The organism is Cystobacter fuscus, assembly GCF_002305875.1.
GTDB lineage: Bacteria > Myxococcota > Myxococcia > Myxococcales > Myxococcaceae > Cystobacter > Cystobacter fuscus_A.
The window spans coordinates 11014736-11039013 of sequence record NZ_CP022098.1; the positions used below are offsets into that span (position 1 = coordinate 11014736).

The 24278-nt window shown below is 69.8% G+C and carries 20 protein-coding genes; 8 read left to right on the forward strand and 12 right to left on the reverse strand.

All coding sequences use genetic code 11. The features are described from left to right. The first annotated feature begins 116 nt into the window (after window positions 1-116). Together CYFUS_RS44630 and CYFUS_RS44635 are read left to right on the forward strand one after the other, a co-directional pair. A complete protein-coding gene (locus CYFUS_RS44630) occupies window positions 117-1211 on the forward strand; it encodes an MbnP family protein (RefSeq protein WP_232537166.1) in 1095 nt (364 codons plus the stop codon). Continuing rightward, complete coding sequence (locus CYFUS_RS44635) at window positions 1208-2293, forward strand: cytochrome-c peroxidase (RefSeq protein WP_232537167.1); 1086 nt, start codon at window positions 1208-1210, stop codon at window positions 2291-2293. The genes CYFUS_RS44630 and CYFUS_RS44635 overlap by 4 nt, the downstream gene beginning before the upstream one ends. 4 nt (window positions 2294-2297) lie before the next feature. Here the strand turns inward: CYFUS_RS44635 and CYFUS_RS44640 are convergent, their stop codons facing one another. The 6 genes from CYFUS_RS44640 to CYFUS_RS44665 all read right to left on the reverse strand — a co-directional run bounded on the left by CYFUS_RS44640 (window position 2298) and on the right by CYFUS_RS44665 (window position 12085). After that, window positions 2298-3431, reverse strand: a complete 1134-nt coding sequence (locus CYFUS_RS44640) for a methanobactin export MATE transporter MbnM (RefSeq protein WP_232537168.1) — start codon at window positions 3429-3431, stop codon at window positions 2298-2300. 23 nt (window positions 3432-3454) lie between these two features. Continuing rightward, window positions 3455-4321, reverse strand: coding sequence for an MbnP family copper-binding protein (locus tag CYFUS_RS44645; protein ID WP_095990776.1), 867 nt, complete (start codon window positions 4319-4321; stop codon window positions 3455-3457). A gap of 222 nt (window positions 4322-4543) precedes the next feature. Further along, complete coding sequence (locus CYFUS_RS44650; protein ID WP_095990777.1) at window positions 4544-5302, reverse strand: CHAP domain-containing protein; 759 nt, start codon at window positions 5300-5302, stop codon at window positions 4544-4546. 53 nt (window positions 5303-5355) lie between these two features. After that, window positions 5356-5982, reverse strand: coding sequence for a hypothetical protein (locus CYFUS_RS44655; protein WP_095990778.1), 627 nt, complete (start codon window positions 5980-5982; stop codon window positions 5356-5358). 81 nt (window positions 5983-6063) lie between these two features. Continuing rightward, window positions 6064-6663, reverse strand: a complete 600-nt coding sequence (locus tag CYFUS_RS44660) for a DJ-1/PfpI family protein (RefSeq protein WP_095990779.1) — start codon at window positions 6661-6663, stop codon at window positions 6064-6066. Window positions 6664-6721: 58 nt separating this feature from the next. Continuing rightward, window positions 6722-12085 carry a hypothetical protein gene (locus CYFUS_RS44665; protein ID WP_232537169.1) on the reverse strand — a complete coding sequence of 1788 codons (5364 nt, stop codon included), beginning with the start codon at window positions 12083-12085 and terminating at the stop codon, window positions 6722-6724. 677 nt (window positions 12086-12762) lie between these two features. On the opposite strand from CYFUS_RS44665, the gene CYFUS_RS44670 reads away from it, so the two are divergent. Further along, window positions 12763-13371, forward strand: a complete 609-nt coding sequence (locus CYFUS_RS44670) for a hypothetical protein (RefSeq protein WP_095990781.1) — start codon at window positions 12763-12765, stop codon at window positions 13369-13371. 33 nt (window positions 13372-13404) lie between these two features. Continuing rightward, complete coding sequence (locus CYFUS_RS44675) at window positions 13405-14190, forward strand: hypothetical protein (protein ID WP_232537170.1); 786 nt, start codon at window positions 13405-13407, stop codon at window positions 14188-14190. A gap of 78 nt (window positions 14191-14268) precedes the next feature. Here the strand turns inward: CYFUS_RS44675 and argB are convergent, their stop codons facing one another. Next, window positions 14269-15117: an acetylglutamate kinase gene (gene argB / locus CYFUS_RS44680; RefSeq protein WP_095992595.1), complete on the reverse strand. Its 849-nt coding sequence runs from the start codon at window positions 15115-15117 to the stop codon at window positions 14269-14271. Further along, complete coding sequence (gene argC, locus CYFUS_RS44685; protein WP_095990782.1) at window positions 15114-16178, reverse strand: N-acetyl-gamma-glutamyl-phosphate reductase; 1065 nt, start codon at window positions 16176-16178, stop codon at window positions 15114-15116. Before argC ends, argB begins: the two co-directional genes overlap by 4 nt. A gap of 187 nt (window positions 16179-16365) precedes the next feature. Here argC and CYFUS_RS44690 point away from each other — a divergent pair, with 187 nt between their 5' ends. Together CYFUS_RS44690 and CYFUS_RS44695 are read left to right on the forward strand one after the other, a co-directional pair. Next, window positions 16366-16863 carry a GNAT family N-acetyltransferase gene (locus CYFUS_RS44690; protein ID WP_095992596.1) on the forward strand — a complete coding sequence of 166 codons (498 nt, stop codon included), beginning with the start codon at window positions 16366-16368 and terminating at the stop codon, window positions 16861-16863. A gap of 78 nt (window positions 16864-16941) precedes the next feature. Further along, complete coding sequence (locus CYFUS_RS44695) at window positions 16942-17640, forward strand: endonuclease III domain-containing protein (protein WP_095990783.1); 699 nt, start codon at window positions 16942-16944, stop codon at window positions 17638-17640. A gap of 4 nt (window positions 17641-17644) precedes the next feature. Here CYFUS_RS44695 and CYFUS_RS44700 read toward each other — a convergent pair whose 3' ends face one another. Continuing rightward, the gene (locus tag CYFUS_RS44700) at window positions 17645-18916 is read right to left on the reverse strand and encodes a phospholipase D-like domain-containing protein (RefSeq protein ID WP_095990784.1); all 1272 of its coding nucleotides are present in this window, start codon (window positions 18914-18916) and stop codon (window positions 17645-17647) included. A gap of 274 nt (window positions 18917-19190) precedes the next feature. Between CYFUS_RS44700 and CYFUS_RS44705 the strand changes: the two genes are divergently transcribed. After that, window positions 19191-19775: a GAF domain-containing protein gene (locus CYFUS_RS44705; protein WP_095990785.1), complete on the forward strand. Its 585-nt coding sequence runs from the start codon at window positions 19191-19193 to the stop codon at window positions 19773-19775. Window positions 19776-19808: 33 nt separating this feature from the next. On the opposite strand, the gene CYFUS_RS44710 is transcribed toward CYFUS_RS44705, so the two are convergent. After that, the gene (locus tag CYFUS_RS44710; RefSeq protein ID WP_095990786.1) at window positions 19809-20057 is read right to left on the reverse strand and encodes a hypothetical protein; all 249 of its coding nucleotides are present in this window, start codon (window positions 20055-20057) and stop codon (window positions 19809-19811) included. A gap of 173 nt (window positions 20058-20230) precedes the next feature. On the opposite strand from CYFUS_RS44710, the gene CYFUS_RS44715 reads away from it, so the two are divergent. Beyond that, entirely contained in the window at window positions 20231-22054 is a 1824-nt protein-coding gene (locus tag CYFUS_RS44715; protein ID WP_095990787.1) for an AMP-dependent synthetase/ligase, read from the forward strand. Window positions 22055-22057: 3 nt separating this feature from the next. On the opposite strand, the gene CYFUS_RS44720 is transcribed toward CYFUS_RS44715, so the two are convergent. Next, window positions 22058-22318: a hypothetical protein gene (locus CYFUS_RS44720; protein ID WP_095990788.1), complete on the reverse strand. Its 261-nt coding sequence runs from the start codon at window positions 22316-22318 to the stop codon at window positions 22058-22060. Between the two features lie 87 nt (window positions 22319-22405). Continuing rightward, entirely contained in the window at window positions 22406-24217 is a 1812-nt protein-coding gene (locus tag CYFUS_RS44725; RefSeq protein ID WP_095990789.1) for a M48 family metalloprotease, read from the reverse strand. Window positions 24218-24278 lie beyond the last annotated feature (61 nt).

Below are 24278 nucleotides of genomic sequence, written 5' to 3' on the forward strand. Positions count from 1 at the left end.
AGACATTTCAATCGGACCCGGGGCGGAATACACATCCAGCCCCGCTTGGCATGCGTCAACACGCCACATTCTCAAATATGCGGCGCGGCGTATAAGCCCCCAGCATGAGCTCTTTCTTGTCTTCATCCTCCAGGTACGCCCGGGCCCTGCTCGTGACGGCGATGACGGTTCTGGTGGTTCCCGCGTGCGGCGGGGACAATCCCTCTCCTCCCCTCTCCACGAGTGAGCGCCAGGAGCTGGAACGGCAACTGGCCGGGATGCAGTCCACCATCGACGAGCTGCGGGCCCAGCTCACCCGCTACGAGCAGGACGGGGCCGCGGCACAGCAGGAAAAGGAGCAGCTGACCGCGCAGCTGGCCGACGTCCAGCAACAGCTCGCCGAGGCCCGGGAGTTGCTGGCCACCCAGGACTGGGATGGGGTGCTCGTCAAGCTGGACGCGGCGAACGAGCAGGTGAGGCAACTCCAGGCGCGGCTGGCCGCCACCCACGGCGACCTCACACTGAACGCCGCGCTGTTCTTTGGCGGCCAGCCGCTCGCGCTGGATACGCCCTACGGCCCCCCCGAAGGGGAGCTCTCCTTCACCGAGCTGCGCTACTGGCTCTCCAATGTGAGGCTCCAGAAGCAGAACGGAACGCAGGTGGCACTGCCGGACAGCTACTACCTCATCGAGGCCATCAAGGAGCAGCCGGTGCTCGGCATACCGGAAACGGGCTCGGGTCCCGTCATGATGCCGGCCAACCGCCGCGAGCGCGTCCAGGTGCCCGTGGTGCCCGCGGGCATCTACACCGGCATCACCTTCAGCGTCGGCGTGGACCCCACCTACAATGACAACCTGAGCCGCCAGGCCGGTGAGCTGCACGTCCTCAAGAACATGGCCAACGAAACCTGGATGTGGTTCACCAGCTACATCTTCACCAAGGTGAAGGGCCAGTACGTGAGGGCCGATGGGAGCAGCGCCGAGTTTGGCTGGGAGACGGGGACCAACGACGACTTCCGCACCGTGCGGCATGTCTTTCCCGCTCCTGTCACGGTGAACGCGCAGAAGGCCTTGATCGTGAACCTGCGCCTGGACACCGCCCGGCTCTTCACCGGGCTCCACCCCACCACCCAACCCCTCATCGGGGCCAGCAACGGCGTGGAGCGCGCCACCCTGTCCGACAACTTCGCGAACGGCTTCTCCCTGACGTCAGTGGAGAACCCCAACCGATGAGCCCCCCCGGGCGCCGTGGCGGGAGCGCGGCATGGAAGCTGATGCTGGCCCTGCTCGGCGCCTGTGGGCCGGGCCCGGAGGCCGTGTCCCCCCCGGAGGGTGGCGAACCCGTCCTCCCCCTGGGCATCACCTTCGTGCCAGCGCCCCAGGACAACCCGTCCAACCCCGAGGGCGTGGCCCTGGGGCGCTGGCTGTTCTACTCGCCCCTGCTGTCGGGCAACGGGCGCGTGTCTTGTGCCTCCTGCCACGTCCAATCCCATGCCTTCTCGCTCGATGCCTCGCTCGCCACGGTCGGCGTGAGTGGACGCCCGCTCGTCCGTCATGCGCCCGCGCTCATCAACCTCGCCTGGATGGACGGCCTCTTCTGGGATGGCGGCGCGAAGAACCTGGAGTCGCTGTCGCTCGGGCCCATCACCCACCCGGATGAGATGGGGCAGGGAAATCTCCAAGCGCTGATGGAGCGCCTGGCCTCCACGCCAGAGGCCGTCCAACGCTTCGAGGCCGCGTTCGGACCCGGTGGGCCCACCCTCGGCCAGTTGCTGCGAGCGCTCGCCCAGTTCCAACGCACGCTGGTGTCGGCGCGCTCTCGCTACGACCTGTGGCGGCGGGGCGAGCCCGGAGGCGAGCTGAGTGCCCTGGAGCAGGCGGGATACGGGCTCGTGCGGGCGCGGTGCACGCCGTGTCACGACACGGAGCTCTTCACGGACAATGCCTATCACAACAATGGCCTGGACTCCGTCTGGGGCGAAGGGGAGGACGAGACCCGGGGCCGGGGCCGCATCACGCTCGAGCCCGAGGACACGGGGCGCTACAAGACGCCCACGCTGCGCAACGTGACGCGCTCGGCGCCCTACATGCACGATGGCCGCTTCGCCACGCTGGACGCGGTGCTGGAGCACTACCGCCAGGGCGTGGTGCCCTCCCCCACCCTGGACATCGCCCTGCGCGGGGATGGCCAGCAGGCGCCGGGCCTGTCCCTGAGCGACGTGGAGAAGGCCGCCGTGCTGGCCTTCCTCGACACGTTGACGGACGAGGCCTTCCTGAGCGACCCGGCGCTGGGACCCCCCGGCACCGGACCGTGACGGCTCAGGGATGAAGGGCCGGGTCCGCGAAGCGCGGATCCGTCAGGAACCCGGTGTCCGTCAGCGCCTCCAGGAAGGCAATCAAATCCGCCTTCTCCTCGGGCGTCAGGGTGAAGCCTCGCACGAAGCTGCTGCGCAGTGGGCTCGTGCTGCTGGAGTCGAGCAATCGGGCCCGGCCGCCCGCGGCGTAGTGGTCCAACACCTCGGAGAGCGTCGCGATGCTCCCATCGTGCATATAGGGCGCGGTGAGCGCCACGTTGCGCAGGGACGGCGAGCGGAAGCTCCCCATGTCCTCGGGACGTCCCGTCAGCTCGATGAGGCCCGGGTCCGTCGCGGGATAGGCGCCCATCCCGTCCTCGTTGTACAGGCCCGTGTTGTGGAAGGGCAGGACGGCCTCGCCAGCGCCTTCATGGGTCGCGCCGTCCTGGAAGTTGAAGCCCTGGTGGCAGTGGTTGCACTCCAGGCGCTCGGAGAAGAAGAGCTCCATGCCGCGCTTGGCCGCCGGGGACAGGGCCTTGGTGTTGCCCTCGAGGTATTGATCATACGGCGCATTGCCCGACAGCAACGTCCGCTCGAAGCTCGCCAGGGCGCGCGTGAGGGAGGCCAGGGACACGGGCTCGGCCTCCTCCGGGAAGGCCTCGGCGAAGCGCGCCGAGAGGTCCGCATCGGCGCGCAGGCGCGCGAGCAGCTCCTCCTCCTTGTCTCCGAAGCCCAGCTCCACGGGCTCCTTGCCGAGCAAGGGGGAGAGGACCTGGACCTCCAGGGAGGGGATGCTCGGGTTGGCCCAGGTGAAACTCGTGGCATAGGCGATGTTGGCCAGGCCCTGGGCGTTGCGGCGGTGCAGCTCTCCGGTACTGCCCAGGCCGTGCGTGCGTCCATCCGTGAAGGCACGTGCCTGTTCATGGCAGGAGGCACAGGACTGGGTGCCATTGAGCGACAGGCGCTTGTCATAGAAGAGGCGCCGGCCCAGTTGCACCTTGGCCTCCGTCATCGGATTGTCCGCGGGAACCACGGGGGTCGGGAAACCCGCGGGCAACCGCCACTGATACTTCTCGGGCCCGGGCTCGGGGGGCGGGCGATCACCGCACCCACTCCCCAGGCAGGCCAACGCCGACAGGAATACCCACCGCTTCGTCATGAACGGCCTCATGCTTCTCCCCCCTACTCCAGACGGATGAAGGTCTGCACCGCGACGGCCTCGGACGGGTCATGGAACGGAAGCCCCAGCCGGTTGAATACCGGCGCGCAATCCGGATCCTCCTTCTGGGACATGCACCCGATGGAGGTATTGGGCACGTTCGCGTCCACATCCAGGTTGGCGTCGGCGAGGAGGTTGGCCAGGTCCAGGACGACCCTGCTCTGGTCCAGCACGAAGCCCTCCAGGGAGATTTCCGGGCGGCTGGGGAGGGTACACCCGCCATACGGCTGACCCGGCTCCGCGGGGGGGCAGTCCATGCTCCCCAGGTGCATGACGTAGCCCGAGCGCAGACCGGTCGTCCGCCCGTCGACGCGGAGGAACACATAGCCGTAGCGCCAGCCCCAGAACAGGGTGGTGTCGTTGAAGGGCGCGGGAGCGAGGGTGGGGTTGCGGTGGTTGAGCGCCTCGGGCAGGCCGAGCGTGAAGCGCAGCCCGCGGTAGTTCCCCTCGGGAACCGTGCCCACCAGGTGCGTGCGGGTCGCCGCCGTCCCGTTGGTGCACTGGCCCGACTTGTCCGCGAAGTCGAGCAGGAGCGCGCCGTCCTTCTGCCACACCCCATCGTCCGTGAGCGCGACGGGAACCTCCGTGCCGTCCTCCGAGACGAGCCGGACCTCATGGAGGAACACGCGGAAGTCCATGGGCTCGAAGGTGGTCGCCGTGGTGCCCAGTCCCGTGTACGTGTTCCCGCAGGCGAAGGGCCGCGCGCCCACCCGGGCCTCGAAGGAGATGTCCACCGGGAGTTCCTTCTTCTCGGGTTCCTGGAGCCCACACCCCAGGGAGCTGGCGAGTGGCAGGGCAATGGCAATGAGGCGCGCGGGGAATGAATTCATGGCTGGGTACGGCTTCTACACGGACCTCCCACATCTGGAAACGCGGCGTATTGCCGCATGGCCTGCCCTATCACGGCTTGTTTCCTACCAACTTACCCTCGCATGAGGACAAAGCCCTCGAGTCCAGTTGACTGTCCATTGCCCAGACAAATCCAGACGTGTCTCTGTCGAAAAGAAACAATTCGAGGGGTTCCCGAACCCGGCGCGGAGGGGACGGCGGGCTCAGAGCGCCGCTGGCGAGGCGAAGCCCACGAAGAGCTCTCCCGACAGCCACGCCCGCTGGCCTCGGGACGCGGGCCGCAGGATGTCATTGAGGATGGAGCCCCCCTGTCCCCCTCGGTGGGTGCGCGGGAAGGCGAGGTTCATGTGCGAGCGGGCGATGCCCTTGCGGCCCCGGTGGATGAAGGTGAGCGTGCCGTCGGGCTCCACGCGCTCCACCACGGCGACGTGGGTCAGCCCATCGTTGCGCCGGCCATCCCGGTTGCGGTCATACGTCTCGCGGAAGAAGACCAGGTCCCCGGGCTGGGGAAGGGTTTCGTGGAGCGCCCCCCGCGCCCGCGCACGACGGTAGATGGCGGTGACGGCGTTCTCACCCGACAGGAAGCCCTCGCTGACCAGGTCGATGCCCGCCTTCAGGTAGGCGAGCCGCACCAGGCCCGAGCAGTCATCCGGAACTCCCCGCGCCACCCGGCCCAGGCGGGGGATGCCCACCAGTTGCACCGCGCGCTCGACGATGGCCGCCGCGAGCGCCTGGGCCCGCGCGGTATCGGAGGACACGGTCCGGGCAGGCTCCGGGGCGACGGGCGCCGGGGAGGCCTCCTGCCCGGACGGGGCTTCCGGCACGGGCGTGGCCAGGGGGACCGGAACCTCGAAGACGCTCCCGAACGCCACCCGGGGCGGGGAGGAGTCTGGCCGACGCGCGGGCCCGGAACCGGCACACGCGACGAGAAGACACAGGGGGGCGAGAAGCAGGCGACGCATGGGGGCGGCGACCTTACCCGCGCGCCTCTCGTCGGCACGCACTTTCTCTTCCGCTACTGCACCGGGGCGGGGGCACGGAAGAGCGTCCCCGCGAGCCCCTCGAGCACGAGGCTCGGCTCGTCCCCGGGAGACACCCGCAGCGACGCGCGAGAGCCCCCCTTGTTGTCCACGAGAAACAACCCGGGCGCCCCCTGCGCGTCGGCGCCGAGAATCGCCCGCGGACGCCCATTCCCATCCGCGAGCTCCAGGCGGGAAGAGCCATCCGGCAAGAGGGACACCGAGAAGAACTCGGTCCCCCCCAGTTGCCGGAGCGCCAGCCGCGGCGCCTCGTTCGCGTACACGGTGAGCTCCGCGAGCATGACTCCTTCGGCGGTGGCGAAGCGCAGCCGGGGCGAGCCGCCACTGTCCACGCCCAGCAGCGCCCGGGGCCGGCCCTCCGCGTCATGCATCACCAGCCCCCCCTCGCCCCCCTCCTGCGCCGAGAGGGTCATCCGGGTGAGGCCCCTCGAGTCGCGCAGGGTCAGCCGCGAGGCCACCAGCTCCCCGCCCTCGGGCTCCACCGGGCGCCACGCGGCCACCCCCAGCCCGAGCGCTCCGAAGCCGAGCGCCACGAAGCTCACGAGGCGTGAGCGGTGGTAGCGGCGCTCCAACTGTTCCACACGCGACTCCAGGCTCTCCATCTCGTCGAGACCTCCCGTCCCCAGGGCTCCGGGTGACGAAAGGCGAACCCAACCCGGTTCGTGGCCGGACATTCCCCAGGCTCAGGACTGCGTCCAGAAGTCCGCGGGAGGTGCCACCCCGTGCTTGAACAGCTCGTACCACTGCTTGCGGTAGCCCTCGCTGCCCAGCTTCAGGTAGTTGGCGACCTCCCGGGCGAACTCGAGGGCGCCGATGGCGGAGGCGGTGATGAGGTTGCCATCCGTCACGGCCAGACTCTGGACGTACAGCGCTTCTCCCCGGTAGCCGGGAGCCTCCTGCTTCAAGACCCTGAGGTCGTTGCTGGTATGCCGGCGCTGATCGAGCAGCCCCTGCTTGGCGAGCGCCACGGTGGCCGAGCAGATCGCCGCGACCATCTTGCCCTGCGCGAGAAGGTCCTGGGCGAACGCGAGCACGGGCTGGTTGGTGGTGTCGTCCATCCAGAAGTCGCCTCCCGGGAGGATCAACCCATCGATGTCCGCCGGGAACACATTGCGCAGGCGCGTCTGGGCCACGACGCCCAACCCTCCCGCGCTGGTCACGGACGCCCCGTTCTCGGACACCACGCGGACTCCCACCCCCCTCTCCCGCAGCAGGGGGAGGATGTAGGCCGCCTCCCAATCCGCGAATCCATCCTGCACATAAAAGACGAGCGTCTTCGGCATGTGAACTTCCTCCAGGTTCGCCGGGCCCGGCCATGGGAAGACCGGAGCCCGGCGCGCGTCACCCCTCCCAGGTGTCCATCAACGCGCGCACCCGAGCATACCGCTCCAGCAGTTCGGCGCGCTTGGCGGTGAAGAGCACCATGAATCCCACCACCCCCACGCCGAGCAGGGACAGGAAGGCGGCGCCCATCCGGTGGTCGCGCATGCCCGAACGCGCCAGGTTGGCGACCACACACGTCACCAGGAAGGCGCTACCCAGGTAGACATAGGAGCGGATGCGCAGCGCCACCCCTACCCCCACCCCCACCACGCACAGCAGGACACACAGCAGCATGGCCCGGCTGTCCTGGAACATGAGCGGCTTCCAGGCCCCCGCCACGTAGACGAAGGTGATGGCGAACGCCCGCAGCTTCGCCCGGGTGTCCGGCTCGAGCACGTCCCGGAAGACCCACAGCAACACCAGCAGGGAGAGCCCCACGGGGATGGCGTAGTACTGCGGCTCGCCCGCCCCCGTGCCCAACCACACCAGCAGCAGCGCCGCGTTGAAGGCCGCCGCCGAGACGAGCGAGCCCACCCCGCGCTGCGAGGGGTGCGCGGCCAGCGCGGCGAAGTGGGCCGCGTATCCCACCAGCAGGGCGGCCACGTACAGGGGCTGGTGCCACGGCGCGGTGAGCAGACCCGCCAGGGGGAAGAGGAAGGCGCCCCACAGCGCCGGCCGGCGGAAGGCGGGCAGCCCCGCCCCCTCGCGCTGGGCGAAGACATAGAGGCCGGAGAAGACGACGCCGCCCCCCAGCGCCACGAGGCTGTCCGTCCCCCCCAGCTCCGAGGCCAGCGCATGCAGCCGCACCGACAGGTAACCGAGCGACAGGGCCCCCTGCGCCAGGAACGCGGAGCCCTCGTCCTCCTCGCGCACCGCGCGGCGCACCAGGGCGAAGAAGAGCACCGTCAGCCCGCCACAGGCCAGGAGCGACTCGCGCAGCGCGCCCATGGAGCCCGGCACCAGCACCAGCGAGCCGAGCACTTCCACCAGGGCCACCATCGCGAAGCCATGTCCCACCCGGCGGCGCACCCGCTCGCCCGCCACCTGGAGCGCCACCGTGGCCAGCAGCGCGCTGAGCGCCCCGAAGACCGGGAGGATGAGCACCGGACCGCGTCCCGTGGACAGCACCGCGCCCACGTGCGCCATCAGCGCGTGCACGGCCACCAGCGTGGCGACCCAGCCCACCACCTCCCGCTCCCGGCGCCGGTACACCACCGCCCACGCCGAGCCCAGGCCCGCCACGAAGCACGCCGCCGTCCCCGGATGCCGCAAGTCCCTCAGGCCGAACACCGCCAGCAGCGACAGCACCCACCCCGCGTGGTGCAGCGCCGCCCCCACGTCCAGTTCGCGCTCGTCCAGCCACGTGCCCACCATGCACAGCACGAGCCCCGTGCCACTCAACACCGCGGGCGACCAGGGCGGCGGCATCGCCGCGACGAGCACTCCGGCCAGGAGCGCGACGGCCACGTTGGCCATCACCCGCTCGCGCGTCACCATCAACACCAGCGCGGTGAGGCCCGCGAGCAGCGCCCCGCCCAGAGGCAACCCGCCGGGGCCCTCCTCCAGCAGGTGCCGCAGCAGGGGCACCGTCAGGGTGAAGGCGCCCGCGGTCCATAGGGGCTCACTCCAGGTGGAGCCCAGCCCCGGCAACAGGAACGCGGCTCCGCGCATGAGGGCGCGCTGCACGCGGCCCACCTGGCACAGGGCCGAGAGGATCGCCGCGCCCAACGCCACCCCGGTGAAGGCCAGCGCCGCTCCGGGATGCCAGCGCGCCACGGGGTGCTCGGGCGTCCCGCCCAACGAGGCGCACGCGAGCACGAGCACGGACAGGGTGAGCATCCATCCTCGCGACAGGAGGAAGGCCCCCACGCCCAGGACGCCCGCCAGCACGAGAATGGCCCCCGGCGTGGGCGCGCCGAGCAGCAGCGTCCCCACCGCGAGCACGAGCGCCCCCACCACCGACAAGGGCCGCAACACCTCGTCCGGGGGAGCGCGGAGGAAGGCCCCCAGCTTCACCGGCGCATGGTGCGTGAGCAGGCCCAGCGCGAGCAGCAGGACGATTCCCACCGGGTGCAACGGAACACAGCCCAGCAGCAGGCCCACGCCCAACCCCACGCGCACCGAGGGCCTCGGCCCGGGCAGCAGCACGAGCGAGGCCACGAGGGTGGCGAACACGGCGGGCGGTGCCCCCCACGCGAACAGCACCGCCACCGTCACCGCCGTCAGCGCCACCTGCATGCCGAGGGAGAGCCGCCGCACCCGCGCCTCCTCCATGCTTCCGAGCAGGAGCCAACGGGCGCCGGGCAGGTGCTCCGCGGCGCGCACCACCCCGAGCGCGACCACCGGCAGCGCGGCCGTCCAGGCCAGGAGCTCGCGCGAGACGAGGGCGAACAGGAGGACGAACACCGGCGCGAGCGCCGCGAAGAGGGGCTCGCGGTTGGCGCGTGTCCAGACGAGCGGAAGCAGCGCCGTGCCCGCGAGCACGAAGGGGACCACCGCGCCATGGCAGGCCACGCACGCGAGGACCAGGAAGGGCATGGCGCACAGGCTCGCCATGAGCGCGAAGCGCCGCCCTCCCGCCAGGTACCGGAAGGCCGCGCGGTGCGACTCCAAGAGGCCCAGGGCGCTGAGCAGCACCGCCAGGCCCAGCGCGACGGGAGCACGGAAGGAGGCCATCACGTAGAGCAGCGGCCACAACGACGCCATGGCGAGGGCGAAGGACGGGTGCAGCGAGCGCGCGGTGAACAGGGCCGAGAGCGCCACGAGCACCACGTCCACACCGGTCCATGGGCCCCCCCGCGACATGGCGGCGAGCACCGGGAAGACGATGGACAGCAGGCCCGCGAGGACGGTGCTCGGCACGGTGCTCGCGCCCCGGCCCTGGCGCGCGGCGATCACCGAGGCACCCAACGACCAGGGAACGAAGAGGCACAGCGACAGGGTCGGCGTCATCCAGGGCCATGCGTCGAATGGCCCCACCCGGGGCAGGAGCGCGCAGCCCGCGAGGAGCACCGCGAGCGGACGCACCCAGGGCAGCACCCGCGAGGCCACCCCCACCGCGGCGGCCGACAGGAGGAGGATGACGCCGAACCAGGGCACGCCCAGTGCCAGGCCCCAGCCGAACGCCAGAATGGCATGGGCGACCCCCGAAGCGCCGAGCAACCGCGCCCGGCCCCCGCGCTCGCCCAGGAAGGCGAGACCCAGCGCCGACACGGCGAGCGCCAGGGGCACCCACTCGCTTCCCACCAGACTGGCGAGCTTGGGCACCACGGCCGCGGCGGCGAAGGCCGCGACGGCGAACAGGTAGGGATTGGCGAGGTTCCACGCCACCAGGAGCATCGCGGCGCCGCTGAGCGCCAGGCCCACCACCGCCCCCCCGTGCGCCCCCGCCTGGAGCGCGGCCACGAAGCCCGATAGCGCGAGCCAGCCGGCCGCGGCGTTGAAGACGTGCCGGGCGCGCGGCGCGCAGACGAGCGGCAGGGCCGCGAACACGAGCGCTCCCCCACCGCACACCATGGAGGCCCCGGAGGCGCCCCACAGACCCAGCGCGAAGCCCGACAGGAAGACACTGAGCGCGGCGCCGACGATGGACAGGTACAGGCGCTCGAGGCGTTCACCCGCGGCCACGCACAACACCATCAGCGCCAGCGTGCTCCAGAAGGCGAGGCGGAACTCCAGGGACATGCACCCCAGGAGCACCAGGAGGGGGCTGGCGATGGCGGTGGAGCGCAGCAGCACCTCGGCGCTCGCCGCGTCCCGCTCCGAGGAGGTCCGCGCGGCACGGGACGACAACCAGCCCGCGAGCAGGGTGCCCGCGAGCACGAAGGGCAGGGCCGTGACGGTGCGCAGGGACCAGGGCCACTCGAGGTGGGCGCGGAGGGCGCCGGGCAGCACCTGGTCCACGGAGGTGTAGACGAGGTAGGCGCCGGCGTAGGTGGGGTAGAGCCAGCGCACGCGGAGCAGCGAACCCCGGGACAGCTCGAGCACCGTCCAGGTGGAGAGGGCCGCGGTGAGGAAGAAGGCCGGAGCCGGGCCCGTGGCCGCGAGCACGAGGCAGCCCACCTGGAGGGAGGCAACGCCCACGGAGAGCGAATCCGCGGCCTCCTCGGGCGGCAACGGGCGGAAGCGCGGACAGGTGGCGAGGAGGACGGCGAGGAAGGGCGCGTAGCTGCCCAGGGCGGGGGGAGTGCCGCTGGCGACGAGCGCCACGTGCAGGCGCACCGCGTAGAGCAGCAGCAGGTAGGAAGGCGCCGCCAGCGTGAAGGCGAGGGCCCGGCTCGTGCGGGGCGCGGGGAGGGGCTGGCGCGCGAGGAGGGCGAAGAGGACGCAGGGCAGCAGATCGAACCAGACGGCGGAGGTGCCCAGCCGCGCGGCGAGCGGCGCGAGTCCCATCATCCACGTGGTGCCAACGAGCGCCCCCTGGAGGAGGGGACGCGAGGGCACATCGAAGGACTCGGCGGGCTTGCGCACGAGCATGGCGGACGCCACGGACCAGCCCAGGAGCAGGGGAAGCAGGAGGTAGAGCGGAATGCCGTCGAGGCTGAGGCTGTCGAGCGGCCCCAGGGCGAGACCCGCGAGAGGACCGACCGCGGCGCCGATGAGGCCGAGGATGCGGCCAGCACTGGCCAGTGCCTCCCGGCGGGCGAGCAACGCGCCACAGATGGAGAAGGCGGCGGAGTAGCCCGCGGTCATGCCGAAGACGACGAGGGAGCGCGAGACGGAGGTGAGCCCGGCCCAGCTATCGAAGGCGAGGTAGAGCGAGCCGGCGACGATGAGGAAGGCGCCGATGAACCAACCGATGCTCTCGTAGAGGAAGGGCCGCCAGACGGTGTCCCAGGTGGAGACCTCTTCCACCAGGCGCGCGGTGGGGGAGCGGCGAACGGGAGCGTCGAAGAGGGGCTCGGTGACCACGGGAGGAAGGGGAGCCACCTCCTCTTCTTCCTCTTCCTCTTCCTCCTCCTCGGGCTTGGAGAAGAACGTCTCCGGCGCGGGCGGCGCCTCCTCTGGAGAGGCCTGCACCGCGGCGAGGAGCGGGTTCTCCTGGAGCGCCTCGGTGACGCTCGAGGAAGGCGGAGGTTGAGCGACGGGCGGAACGAGGGCCTCGGCGGAGAGTGCTACCTGCTGGGGAGCCTCGATGGATGCGGGCACCACGACCGGAGCAGCGGTCTCGACAGGGGCCCCTTCGACAGAAGCGGGCACGGCGACCGGAGCAGTCTCCGCGAGCACGAGGTCGAGGATGCGGATCTGACGCTCGTAGCGCTGGGTGAGGTAGTTGCGAGTCCCCTTGGGCACCGAGGAGGTGTCCCAGTGAGGCAGCTCACCGAGGAGGAAACGGATGTGGGCAAGCTCTTGCTCCAGCGCTTCGCGGGAGCGTGCGGTCATCGGCTTGCCGCATGCCGCGCAGAGCTGGCCACCCAGGCGCTCTTGCCGACAAGACGGACAGTACATGGTGGGACGTCCTCGAAAAACGGGCGCCCGGGCGGCACCGCATCATGCGGCGAGACGGGCTGGGCGAGCAGCCTACCTCACCCATCACTCCGGACGCATGGACGCTCCCTCGCCGCGCGGGAAGGCAACCCCCTGTCCCCAGGGCCACCTGATTTCGGGTATGTAGGCTTCCTGAAGTGAGCGCGGGTCCAGAACATCGCTTTGAGCATTCGGGTGCCTCGACCAACCCGCCCCCTCCCTCCGAGCCTGGCGCTGTTCGCCGCGGCATCGCGAGGTGCAAGGGGGTTCTCTGCTTGCTGGGAATCATGCTCGCGACAGGTCCGGCGGGCGTTGCCTCCGCCGCGACCTCGGAGCCCCCGAGCCCCCCGGCTCACACGCCCACGAAGCGCCGTCCTTCGCTCTGTGAAGAACTCACCTCCAGCACCCTCCCTGGTTTCAAGGTTCCTGGACGAAGGCCAGACTCCCAGGTCCCCTGGGAACTATTCTTCGGTAACGCGTCGCACCGGCTCATCGCATACATCTACGGCACGAGATTTCCAGCCAACAAAGTCTACTACAACAAAGACACCATCAAACGTATCCTCAGGGAGCAGAATATCGGAAACTGGTCGATGCTCCTCGAGCATGAACGCGACATGCGTCCGGATATCACCGACATCACCACCCAAGAGGTCTTCGAAATCAAACCTTCCGGCGAGGAAGGTCTCCGAGACGGCATTCGTGAAGTCCAAGCCTATCTATCCGCATTGAATCGCACAGCGGCGTTCTCCGACAAATTCTCCGCCGGCAAGGGGTTCGAAGGCGAGGTCTTGATCCAATTTGCTCAAGGACAGCACATCTGGCACCTGGAGTGGTGCACAACTCCCCCCGGAGTCACTCAATATCATTGGACTCGCAGTCAGACTCACTTCAGTTCGAATGTAGCCGCATACCAGGCGGACCAATGGGTGGAGATTTCCGAACAAGAGTTGAAGCAGTACGGCGGATGGGTGGCCCAAGCAGTCGAGGGCATGGTCGAGCGGCGTGAACAACTGACCACTCTCAGCGGGGCCATCGGCGTCGCCATCGATATCGTGGGCGAAGTCGCGATGCTCTTCATCTCCGCTGCGAGGCCCGGAGAGCACCGCGCCACCGAGCCAGGAGGAAAGGTTCTCCCCATGATCTCAAAGCCAGCGCCCACCAAGCCCCAGGTACAACTGCCCAGAGCATCGGGCATGTAATCAGCAAGCAGTCGCGCCATGGAAACGACTCGAATGACCGCGCTCCAACTCCCTGCCTTCCTTCATGGCCCAATCACCGCGATCGAAAACGCGGCGAAGGCGGAGGGGCGCCGCTGCGCGAAACAATATCAGGTCGACGGCACCTTCCCTGCGCCCATGGAAATGAAGGCGGTCGCTCCCAACGACCTGGTCTTCACGCATAACGTCGCCGACATCCATGATGAGCACCCAGCCTGGCGGCTGTATATGGCCTCAGAAGTGGTCATGAGCTTGTGCGACGCAACAAGTGACCGCCATCTCGGAGACATCTACGAAGAGGCTTTTCGCCAGACAGCCTGGGGCGCTCTTCACTTCGCCCTTTCTGGAAACGCACCGGAGAGCGCGGCACGCACAGCGCGACGGCTTCAAGCCGTACTTGGCTTCTGGGATTCACTCCAACATGGAAGATACATCCACCAGAGGCTGAACACCTTCTTGACCCTGGAGGAACTGCTCACCTCCGCCTGTGGGTGGGCCACGGATGCATGGTGCCCCGAGGGAGCAAGTTCCACCCATTCGCGTATCGAGGTGGCCTCGGAACGCATGGCCCGAGCCACGAAAGAAGATTGCGTGGAAGCCATCCTCCGCCAGTTGCCCCACATCTTCTCGTTCGCGGATGGAAGGAAACTCACCCATCCAGAAGTCGTGACCAATCCCACCGCCTGGCGCGAGCACCTCATTGCGATGGACGACGCGACATTCGAGCGCCTATCGGGGGTGCGCCCGGCGGAAGTCCTGCGGAGTTTGTATCAGTGGGATCGGCAACTCGGTGCCCATTAGGAGCATCCGCGACCAGCCCAGAACCGTACGCCCGTGCCCCCTCGTATCTCCACGAGGAGCACGGGCGCGCACCTTCCCTCAACCGCGCAGGAAGGCCGTCCCCTGGCTTCCGGGCCGCTCGGCCTCGTGCAGGAGCGCCTCCGCGGGCGAGATGCCCACGATGTGGATGGCCTCGATGCCCTCCTCGAGCATCTCCAGGCTCTCCTCCACCTTGGGAATCATGCCGCCCTGGATGACGCCGGAGGCGATCTTCTCGCGCGCCTCGGCCGGCGTGAGCGTGGGCAGCCGGGTGGATGGGTCATCCTTGTTGGCGAGCACCCCGGGCACGTTGGACACCAGGAAGAGCTTGGCCGCCCCGAGCTTCGCGGCCACGCGGGTGGCCACCGTGTCCGCGTTGATGTTGAAGGGCTGCCCTCGGGCATCACCCCCGAGCGAGCCGAGCACCGGAACAAAGCCCGCGTCGGACAGGCGCCGGAAGGCGTCCACGTCCACACTCATCACGTCTCCCACGAGCCCCAGGTCCACCGGCTCGGGACCCGCGCCGCTCATCACCTTGGGCGGCCGGCGCTCGGCGGTGATGAGCCCGGCCGACATGCCCGTGGTGCACAGCGCCGGCACCCCGGCGAGCCGGAAGGCACTGGCCACGTCCACGGACACCTGACCCGCCAGCGACATCTTCATCACCTCGAGCGTGGCCTCGTCCGTGTAGCGCCGCCCGGCCACCATCCTCGGCTGCAACCCGAGCTTCTTCTGCAGCTCGGTGGCCTGCGGCCCGCCACCGTGGATGACGGCCACGCGGATGCCCGCGTCGAGGAAGGCCCGCACCGCGGCCCCCACGCTCGCGGCGAGCCTCGGCCGATCCTGCGCCAGCTCGCCGCCAATCTTCACCACGAACCACCGCCCACGAAAGTCCTTCAGTCCGCTCACGGCCACAGCCCCGGCTCGGCGAGCGTGAGGCGCTCGTCGAAGCCCATCATGATGTTGAAGCTCTGGATGGACTGGCCCGCCCCACCCTTCACCAGGTTGTCCAGCGCGGAGAAGCACACCACACGGCGCGTGGCGCCCGTCACCGGGCCCAGCGTGAAGCCCACCTCCACGTAGTTGCTGCCCGCCACGCCGATGACCTCGGGCTGACGGCCCCCGCCGATGACGCGGATGAAGGGCTCGCTCCCGTAGGCGCTCTTCCACGCCGCGGTGAGCTGCTCCTGGGTGGTGGAGGCGGGCACCTCGGCGAAGGACGTGGCGAAGATGCCGCGCGGCAGCGGCGCCGACACCGGCACGAACTCCAGCGACGTCTCCGGCTGGGCCCCCGCGATGCGCAAGGTCTGGAGGATCTCCGGGACGTGCTGGTGCTCCAGCGGCTTGTAGGTGCGCAGGTTCGACGCGCGCAGCGGATGGTGGGTGGTGATCTGCGGGTTGGCGCCACTGCCCGACGAGCCCGTGGCCGCCACCGTGTGGATGGGGCCGGAGAGCAGGCCCGCGCGCGCCAGCGGCATCAGCCCGAGCGCGATGGTGGTGGCGAAGCACCCGGGGCTCGCGATGTAGCGCGCCTTGCGGATGGCCTCGCGGTTGAGCTCCGGCAGGCCGTAGGTGAAGGCGCCGTCGGTGAGCATCTGGGGCGCCGGGTGCTCCACGCCGTAGTACTTCGCGTAGGAGGCCGCGTCGCGCAGACGGAAGTCGCCCGACAGGTCCACGATGCGCACGCCCGAGTCGATGATGTCGAGCACCACCTTCGCGGTGGTCTTGTGGGGCATGGCCAGGAAGGCCACGTCCACGCCCGCCACGGCCTGGGCGGCGGGCATCTCCTGGAAGGTGAGCTCGGTGAGCCCGGCGAGGTTGAAGTGGACGTCGCCCACCTTCTTGCCGACGTTGTCCACCGAGGTGATGCGCACCACCTCCACATGCGGGTGGAAGAGGAGCCGGCGGAGGATCTCGGATCCCCCGTAGCCGGTCCCCCCGATGAGGACTGCCTTGACCTTGTTGGCCATGTGCGATGTCTCCGCGTTGGACTTCCCCGCCGGGTGTATAGGGGCGCGCTGCCCGGGAAATCCACCTCGCCGCGCTGACGCGATGGGCCACGCCGCGCCCTCCTTCCGCGAGCAGGCGGCCAGGGAACACTCGGGCGGCTCGGGAACGCTGGCCTCTGAACAAAGGTCGTGGAACGGTAACGGCACCATGAGCACACCGTGGAGAACACGTCCCATCGAGCCCCGCGACGACACCCAGATGGCCTCGGTCATCCGCGAGGTCATGCCCGAGTTCGGCGCCGACGGTCCGGGCTTCGCCCTCCACGACCCGGAAGTCGACGGCCTGAGCGCGGCCTACGCGGTGCCGGGGCGAGCCTATTGGGTGGTGGTGGACGAGGCGGATCGGGTGATGGGCGGCGGAGGAATCGCCCCCCTGGATGGAGACGTGCCCGGCGTCTGTGAGCTGCGCAAGATGTACTTCCGCCCCCAGGTCCGGGGACGCGGCGTGGGCGAGCAGTTGCTGCGCCAGTGCCTGGCCTTCGCCCGGCAAGCGGGCTACCAGACGTGCTACCTGGAGACCCTCTCGGGCATGAACCAGGCCCAGAAGCTCTACCAGCGCCTGGGCTTCCAACCCCTGCCCGGGCCCATGGGGGCCACGGGGCACTTCGGGTGCGATCGCTGGTACGCGCTCGACCTGCGCGGGTGAGCCGCACGACCGCCCGGGTCGCCTCTTCCACTCGACGTCTGGCGTCACCATCTTCCCCGGGGAAAGGGAAGGTGGCGCATGGAACAACCGGGCCTTGGCTCCTCACCGGGCACGCACAAGCAACCCTTCGACCTCGAGTCCGTGCTGGAGCGGGTGCGCGAGGCCATCCAGGGCCACGCGGCCGCCGCCATGTTCGAGCTGGCCGAGCGCGGCCACACGAGCCTCTTCGAGCAGCTCGTGGCCTGCATCCTGTCCATCCGCACGCATGACGAGGTGTCCCTGCCCGTCGCGCTGCGCCTGCTGTCCACGGCCCGCACGCCCGAGGCGATGCGGCGGCTGGGAACCGAGCGTCTCCAGGCCCTCATCCGTCCGGTGACGTTCCCCGAGCCCAAGGCCCGGACGATCCACGATATCGCGGTGCGCGCGGTGGAGGAGTTCGGAGGAGCGCTGCCGGCGGACGTGGAGGTCCTCCAGTCCTTCAAGGGCGTGGGACCCAAGTGCGCGCACCTGGCGTTGGGCATCGCCGGGGGCCAGACGTACATCAGCGTGGACGTGCACGTGCACCGGGTCACCAACCGCTGGGGCTACGTGCACACGCGCACGCCCGAGCAGACCCTCGCCGCGCTGGAGGCGAAGCTGCCCCGGGCCCACTGGGTGGAGCTCAACCGGCTGCTCGTTCCCTTCGGCAAACACGTGTGCACCGGGGTCCGACCCCGGTGCTCCACCTGCCCCATCCTGTCCATGTGCCAGCAGGTGGGGGTGAGCACCCACCGGTGAGCCGTCAGCGGTCCGCCGCGAGCAATTGTGTCACCCGCCGCGCGAAGCGCCGCCACGGGTTGGTGCGGCCCCGGCGCTGGAGGGTGATTTCCTCCGCGCACTTCATGTCCTGCGCCCAGGCTTCTTCCAGGTGGGACGCCAGCCGCCGGTCCGCCACCACGAGCGAGCCCTCGCGCATGCGGTGCAGCGACAGGGCATCCATGTTCGTCGAGCCCACCACGCTCAACCAGTCGTCCGCGAGCACCGTCTTGGAGTGCAGCATGGAGGGCTGGTACTCCCAGATGCGGATGCCTCCCTCGAGCAGCTTCTCGTAGGTGGCGCGCTGCGAGGCGCGGACGATGCGCCAGTCATGCACCGGCCCCGCCGCGAGCACGCGCACGTCCACCCCCTGTTTGCGCTTCTCCAGGAGCTGCTCGAGGATGGCATTGGGCGGCGTGAAATAGGCATTGGAGATCCACAGCCGCTCGCGCGCGGCGGCGAAGACCATGCGCAGCATGCGCTCGGCGTCGGAAATGCCAGACACGCCCGCGCTCTCCACGAACGTCGCGTGCGCGTTCCCTCCCCGAGGGATTCTCGGAAAGCAGCTCTCCGGCAGCAGCGCCCCGCCGCACTCCTGCCACGCGCGCGCGAAGGCCAGCTGCATCTCGCGCACCGTGGGCCCCTCCACCCGCACGTTGGTGTCGCGCCACTCCTCGGGACATTTGCCATCTCCCTGCCAGGACTTCCAGATGCCAAAGCCCCCCGTGAACCCCACCTTCCCGTCCACGATGACGAGCTTGTGGTGGGTGCGCCCGAAGAGCCGGCCCAGCCACCGGCCCGACAGCGGCCGGAAATAGTGCACCTCGACGCCCCCCTCGCGCAGGCGCTGCTCCACCCGCGGATTGAAGTCGTGCTCGCCGTTCACCTCCTCGCTGCCCACCGGATCCACGATGACCCGGCACGCCACCCCCGCCCGCGCCCGCTCGCACAGCGCCTCGACGATCCGATCCGACGGCTCACTCGGCCGCCAGATGAAGACGAGGATGTGCACCGACTCGGTCGCCTGGCGGATGGTCTCGCAGATCTGATCGAAGATGACGCCATTCTTCACCAGCTCCACGCCGTGCCCCGGCTCCAGCCGCAGGCGCGTGGACTGATAGAGCGCATGGCAGAAGGCCTCGAACCCCGGGGGCAACACCACCGGCCCCTTCATCTCGTGCAGATCGTTGCCCGTGTCGGGCGCTTCCCAGCGCGCCGCAGTGGAGGCCGCGGCAGATGATGAGATGTCCAGTTCCATGGCCGGGTGAAGCTATGAACGCCTCCCCAACCGGGAAGCCCACCCCGCCTCTCTCCCGATGGGTAGATGTGCGAGCAGGAACGACATGAGGTCAGCACCCTCCGTCTCTTTGCGTTCCTCCGAGCGTGAACAGATTCCCGACTGGCTTGAATTTCACGGTATCATTGACAAACCGGGTGATTTGGTTGTTCAATGGGTGTGCGGTTCGTCGGGGTGACACTCCAAACGGTTGGAGGCGAGCGCCCGGCGTCTTTCAGCTGGAGTGGGGACAGCGATGTCGATCGAAGCGTTCGCCAAGGTGACCGAGGCAGCGAAGTTGCTGGTGGATCAGGGCTTCTCGGGTCCGGCGGTGGAATCGGCCATCGAGCAGGTGGGCCGCGCGCTCGGGGTGGATCGGGCGCTGGTGTACGAGAACAGCACCGCGACGATGCCGGGCAAGCGCCTCTCGCCCCTGCGCCACGCGTGGGCCGCGGGATCCATCACCCCGCTGATGCAGACCTTCCCGCTGCGCGATCAGATGGCCGGTTGGGTGGAGATCCTCTCGCGCGGCCAGCCCGTCTGGGAGCTGGTGCGCAACATCCAGGGGCCGCTGCTGGTGAACCTGGAGGCCCAGGGCGTGCAATCGGTGCTGCTGTGCCCCATCAACGTGGGCACCGTGAATGGCCGCTGGTGGGGGGTGCTGCGCCTGGACGACTGCCAGAAGGAGCGCCGCTGGTCCTCCGACGAGCTGAGCGCGGTGAAGACCCTGGCCCGCTCGCTGTCCAACGCGCTGCGCGCGGATCTGCGGCGCGAGGAGCTGGCGCGCACCCGTCAGGAGTTGCAGACGATGATGACCCGCTGCGCGACGGGCACCCGCTGAGCCCTCGGCCCCCCAGGGGGCCGCCGTGAAGGCTCAGCGGCGATCGCGCCGCAGATCCGCGAGCACCTGACGCAGATACCAGGCCTCGGACTTGCCGGGATGGCGCTCCTGGAGGCCCGCCAGATGCCGCGCGAGCGACTTCTCCGCCTCGTCCCGAGGCAGGCGCACGCTGAGGAAGTACTGGCTGCGCAGCTGGCCGGCCTCGTTGCCCGCCAGCATCCAATAGAGCACGCCGAGGCACAGCACCGCGCCGACGACGAGGATGATGAGTTCCCTGTCCACGCGCTGAAGCTAACGCGAGTCCCCGCATCACCCCACCCTAAAGTCCTTGGCGCCGCGATGACTCGCGCTCATCCCGCCCGTGTCCTGCTCGAATCCCAAACGGGGCTCGCGGCCCAGGCGGCACCTCGTTCCCGGTCCCGGTTTGACGCGGAGCGTAGTAGGTTCCGCCGCCCATGAGCAACAACGAGCAAATCAAGGAATTCGTGGGTAAGGGGCAGGTTGCGCTCGCGCCCGAGGCCCACCTGCTCCAGCCGCTGCTGGAGCACGCCCGCCTGCGTCCGGACCGGGTGTTGTTCTCGCGCCGGGTGGGTGATCGGTTCGAGCCCATCACCGCCGCGGAGGCCGTGCGCACGGTGCGCGGGCTGGCCCGGGGGCTCATCGCCCTGGGCGTGGAGCCGGGCCAACGCGTCGCGTTGATGTCGAAGACACGCGTGGAGTGGCCGCTGATCGACTACGCCATCCTCGCCACCGGCGCCACCACGGTGCCCATCTACGAGACGTCCTCCGCGGAGCAGGTGGAGTGGATCCTCCACGACAGCGGAGCGGTGGCGGCCTTCTTCGAGACGGACGCCCTGCACGCCCACCAGCGCGCGTGCGCGGAGCGGCTGCCGGACTGCCGTCACACCTTCGTGCTCGACAAGGGAGCGCTCGAGCAGCTCCGGCAGCAGGGAGAGGGCGTGGAGGAGGCACGGCTGGAGGAGCGGCTGTCGGGGTTGCGCGCGGAGCACCTGGCCACCCTCATCTACACCTCGGGCACGACCGGGCGGCCCCGGGGCTGCGAGCTGACGCACGGCAACCTGCGCGCCAACGTCCTGCAGGTGATGGAGCATGCCCGGGACGTCATCACCGAGCAGGATCGCACGCTCTTGTTCCTGCCCCTGGCGCACGCGCTGGCGAAGATCTTGTTCCTCGCCTCCGTGGAGAAGGGCCTGCCGGTGGCCTTCGCCAGCAGCCCCAACAAGCTCGTGGAGGAGCTGGCGCTGGTGAAGCCCACGTGGTTCGGCACGGTGCCCCGCGTGCTGGAGAAGGTGTTCCAGACGGCGCGGCAGAAGGCCGAGCAGTCCGGCAAGGTGCGCGTGTTCGACCTGGCCACGGACGCGGCGGTGCGCTACTCGCGCGAGAGCGTCGGCGGCGGGGCCTCGCTCCTCCTCCGGCTCCAGCACGGCGTGTTCGACCGGCTCGTGTACCGCACCCTCCGGGGCATTCTCGGCGGCCAGCTGCGCTTCATCGTGTCGGGAGGCGGACCGCTGCCCGAGCGGTTGAACCACTTCTATCGCGGCGTGGGCGTGCAGGTGCTCGAGGGCTACGGCATGACCGAGACGAGCCCCGTGCTCACGCTCAACGCGCCCCAGGCCGCCCGGCCCGGCACCGTGGGGCAGGCCGTGCCCGGCACCACCGTGCGCATCGCCGAGGACGGGGAGATCGTCGTCAAGGGTCCGCAGGTGTTCCGGGGCTACTTCCAGAACGAGGAGGCCACACGGCGCACCGTCAGCGCGGACGGGTGGTTGCAGACGGGAGACCTCGGGAGCCTGGATGCCCAGGGCTTCCTGCGCATCACCGGCCGCAAGAAGGAGATCCTCGTCACCGCGGCGGGCAAGAACGTGGCGCCCGGCCCCCTGGAGGATCGCATCCGGGAGAATCCGCTCGTCAGTCAGGCCATGGTGGTGGGCGAGGGCAAGCCCTTCGTCGCCGCGCTCGTCACGCTCGACGCCGGCGCCTTCAAGCAGTGGGCGAAGAAGAACGGCAAGGAGGGCCAGACGGTGGAGGCGCTCGCGGAGGACCCCACGCTGCGCGCCGAGGTGGAGGCCGCCATCGAAGCCGCCAACCGCTCGGTGTCGCGCGCGGAGTCCATCCGCAAGTTCGTCATCCTCCCCCACGACTTCACCCTGGAGCGCAACGAGCTGACGCCCACCCTCAAGGTGCGGCGCCACGTCGTCAGCCAGAACTACGCCCAGGTGATTGAAGCCCTGTACGCCAAGGGCGGCGGCGGCGAGTGACGGCTACGCGATGATGCCCGGAACGCCCGGGGGCTGCTTGTTCGGATCCGGCGGCTCGTGAATGCCGGGCGGTTTGATCTCCGGCTCGGGCGTGCGGCCCGGCTCGGTCACGGGCGGCTCGCGCCGGGGCGGTTCGATCTCCGGCGTCCGGGGCTTGGGCGGTTCGATCTCCGGCGGAGGCTGCACGGGCTCCTCACGTGGGGCCTTCCTGGGCTCCGGCTCCTTTACCGGGGCCCCCGGCGTGGTCGACGGCTTCTCTGGCATGTACCCCTCCTCGAGAAACCAAGCTGCGCATTCCCCCCCGCGCCGGGAACGAGACGGGCGGAACGAGCGCCCGTCCGCCCGCCCGCTTCAGGCGTTGCTGCGCTGGATGAGCCGCGCGTACTCGAGCGAGGGCACCTCGAGCGTGATGAGATCCGAGGCCTGCTCGTAGCGGCGGACCTTGAAGGCCTTGTGCGGCTGGAGCGCGTGCGTCTGGCAGACGGGCACCTCGATGGTGATGTCACCGTCGTCGCTCAGCACCCCGCCCACGTGGAAGCGCGTCTCCACGTGGCGGCAGATGTCGCCCCCACAGACGGCGCAACAATGCGGCAGGCCCAGGCGCGAGAAGGGAGCGCACACCGTCACCGCGTCCCCCGCGCTCTCCACCTTCACGGGCGCCAGGGGCGCCAGGGCCTCCTCGCGCTCCTCCTCCCGAACGCTCCACGCCGCGTCCCGGGCCACCGCGAGCCGCGCGAACAAGCCCTCCACCACCTCGACGCCGAGCCGTCCCTCCAACACGCCCTCCACCAGGTCCGTGGGGTCCACCGGCTCGCCCTCGCGCTCCAGCCGCAGGGGCTCTCCGGGCGAGGTCCTCCACACCATGCCGTGCTGGGCGAGGATGCTCGCCAGATACGCGCTCGCCGCGTGGCTCACCACCTCGAGCACCCGCTCGTCACGGTCCGGTGCCCGGTAGCCCACCAGCCGCGGCTGGATGGCCTCGGCGAAGGGCCCCCACGCGGCGGCGTCCTGGAGCAGGGCCACCACCCGCGCCAGACAGAAGTCCGGCACCCGGACCTGCACCCGGCTCGCCGTCTCGTTCCACAACATGCTCCAGCGCGCCCCCGCCTCCGTCCACGACATGAGCTCCACCGCGTGCGGCCACAGCCGCTGGGTGAAGCAGCGCTCCAGGGCCTCCACGTTCGACAGGAGCGAGGACGCGGGCGTCTCGTCCACGGGCACCTCCGGCAGTTCGAACCGCTCGGCGAAGGCGACGCGCTCGTCCAGGCTCGGGTGCGAGTCATACGGGCACGGGACGCGCTCGGATGCCGCGGCCGTCAACTCCCCCAGGCCCTCGCGCCAGGCGGCGCTCGCGAGGTAGCGCCGGTAGCCCTCGAAGAGGTTGTCGGGCACCACGCCCCGGTCGGCCAGGGGCCACACCTCCTGCTCGAGGAAGCGGCGGTAGCCCGCCGCGTGCAGCGCCTCCCAGCGCAGCCCCGACACATGCGCCTGTTTGCCGGCGATGCGCACGCTCCAGCCATCCGCCACCAGCTCCTGCTCCCGGCTGAGCGCCTGGGTGAGGCGCAGGAACGTCCCGCACATCCAGGCGAGGGGCCAGCGCAAGAGCGCGTGCTCGTCCCGCCCGAACAGCTCCAGGGAGCGCGCCATCGCCTGGCGCGTGGCGCACAGCAGCCCCATCAGCCGCGTGTCCCCGCCCTGGAAGTGGCCGAGCTCGTGCGCCACCGCCGCGCGCAACTGCGACACGTTGTCCACCGCGAACAGCCCCATGCCCAGACACATCACGCGCCGGCCACCGAGCCCCAACACCCCGCCCACCTGTGACACGTGGGCGTTGACGTCGGCGATGAGGTAGAGATCCTCGGGCATGCGCGCGTCCATGCGCCGGGCCACGTCGCGAATCATCGCGAACAGCCGCGGGTGCTCGGCCTCGGTGAGCAGCAGCCCCGGAGGCTCGAAGCGCTCGAGCCGCGGCACCAGGCTCCAGAGGATCGCGCCCCCGGCCGCCACGCACAGCACGGTGAGCAGCGTGTGCAGGCGAGGGCCCACTTGCAGCACATAGGGCAGGGAGAGCAGCCCCAACGCGAGCCCGCTCATGCCCACGTAGAACAAGAGCAGCAGTCCCACGGCGAGCAAGCCGCGACCTGTGGACGAACGGATTCGCATGGCTTTGTCCTCCCCGGGCTCCAGTCTACAACGGCGGAACAGGAGACGTGCGCACCCACTC

Coding starts and splice junctions, on each gene's coding strand:
- CYFUS_RS44700 (WP_095990784.1), bottom strand. CDS start 18,916: ATGGAACTGGACATCTCATCATCTGCCGCGGCCTCCACTGCGGCGCGC.
- CYFUS_RS44705 (WP_095990785.1), top strand. CDS start 19,191: ATGTCGATCGAAGCGTTCGCCAAGGTGACCGAGGCAGCGAAGTTGCTG.
- CYFUS_RS44690 (WP_095992596.1), top strand. CDS start 16,366: ATGAGCACACCGTGGAGAACACGTCCCATCGAGCCCCGCGACGACACC.
- CYFUS_RS44645 (WP_095990776.1), bottom strand. CDS start 4,321: ATGAATTCATTCCCCGCGCGCCTCATTGCCATTGCCCTGCCACTCGCC.
- CYFUS_RS44675 (WP_232537170.1), top strand. CDS start 13,405: ATGACCGCGCTCCAACTCCCTGCCTTCCTTCATGGCCCAATCACCGCG.
- CYFUS_RS44640 (WP_232537168.1), bottom strand. CDS start 3,431: ATGACGAAGCGGTGGGTATTCCTGTCGGCGTTGGCCTGCCTGGGGAGT.
- CYFUS_RS44695 (WP_095990783.1), top strand. CDS start 16,942: ATGGAACAACCGGGCCTTGGCTCCTCACCGGGCACGCACAAGCAACCC.
- CYFUS_RS44720 (WP_095990788.1), bottom strand. CDS start 22,318: ATGCCAGAGAAGCCGTCGACCACGCCGGGGGCCCCGGTAAAGGAGCCG.
- CYFUS_RS44665 (WP_232537169.1), bottom strand. CDS start 12,085: ATGACCGCACGCTCCCGCGAAGCGCTGGAGCAAGAGCTTGCCCACATC.
- CYFUS_RS44715 (WP_095990787.1), top strand. CDS start 20,231: ATGAGCAACAACGAGCAAATCAAGGAATTCGTGGGTAAGGGGCAGGTT.
- CYFUS_RS44635 (WP_232537167.1), top strand. CDS start 1,208: ATGAGCCCCCCCGGGCGCCGTGGCGGGAGCGCGGCATGGAAGCTGATG.
- argC (WP_095990782.1), bottom strand. CDS start 16,178: ATGGCCAACAAGGTCAAGGCAGTCCTCATCGGGGGGACCGGCTACGGG.
- CYFUS_RS44650 (WP_095990777.1), bottom strand. CDS start 5,302: ATGCGTCGCCTGCTTCTCGCCCCCCTGTGTCTTCTCGTCGCGTGTGCC.
- CYFUS_RS44670 (WP_095990781.1), top strand. CDS start 12,763: ATGCTCCTCGAGCATGAACGCGACATGCGTCCGGATATCACCGACATC.
- CYFUS_RS44725 (WP_095990789.1), bottom strand. CDS start 24,217: ATGCGAATCCGTTCGTCCACAGGTCGCGGCTTGCTCGCCGTGGGACTG.
- CYFUS_RS44655 (WP_095990778.1), bottom strand. CDS start 5,982: ATGGAGAGCCTGGAGTCGCGTGTGGAACAGTTGGAGCGCCGCTACCAC.
- CYFUS_RS44660 (WP_095990779.1), bottom strand. CDS start 6,663: ATGCCGAAGACGCTCGTCTTTTATGTGCAGGATGGATTCGCGGATTGG.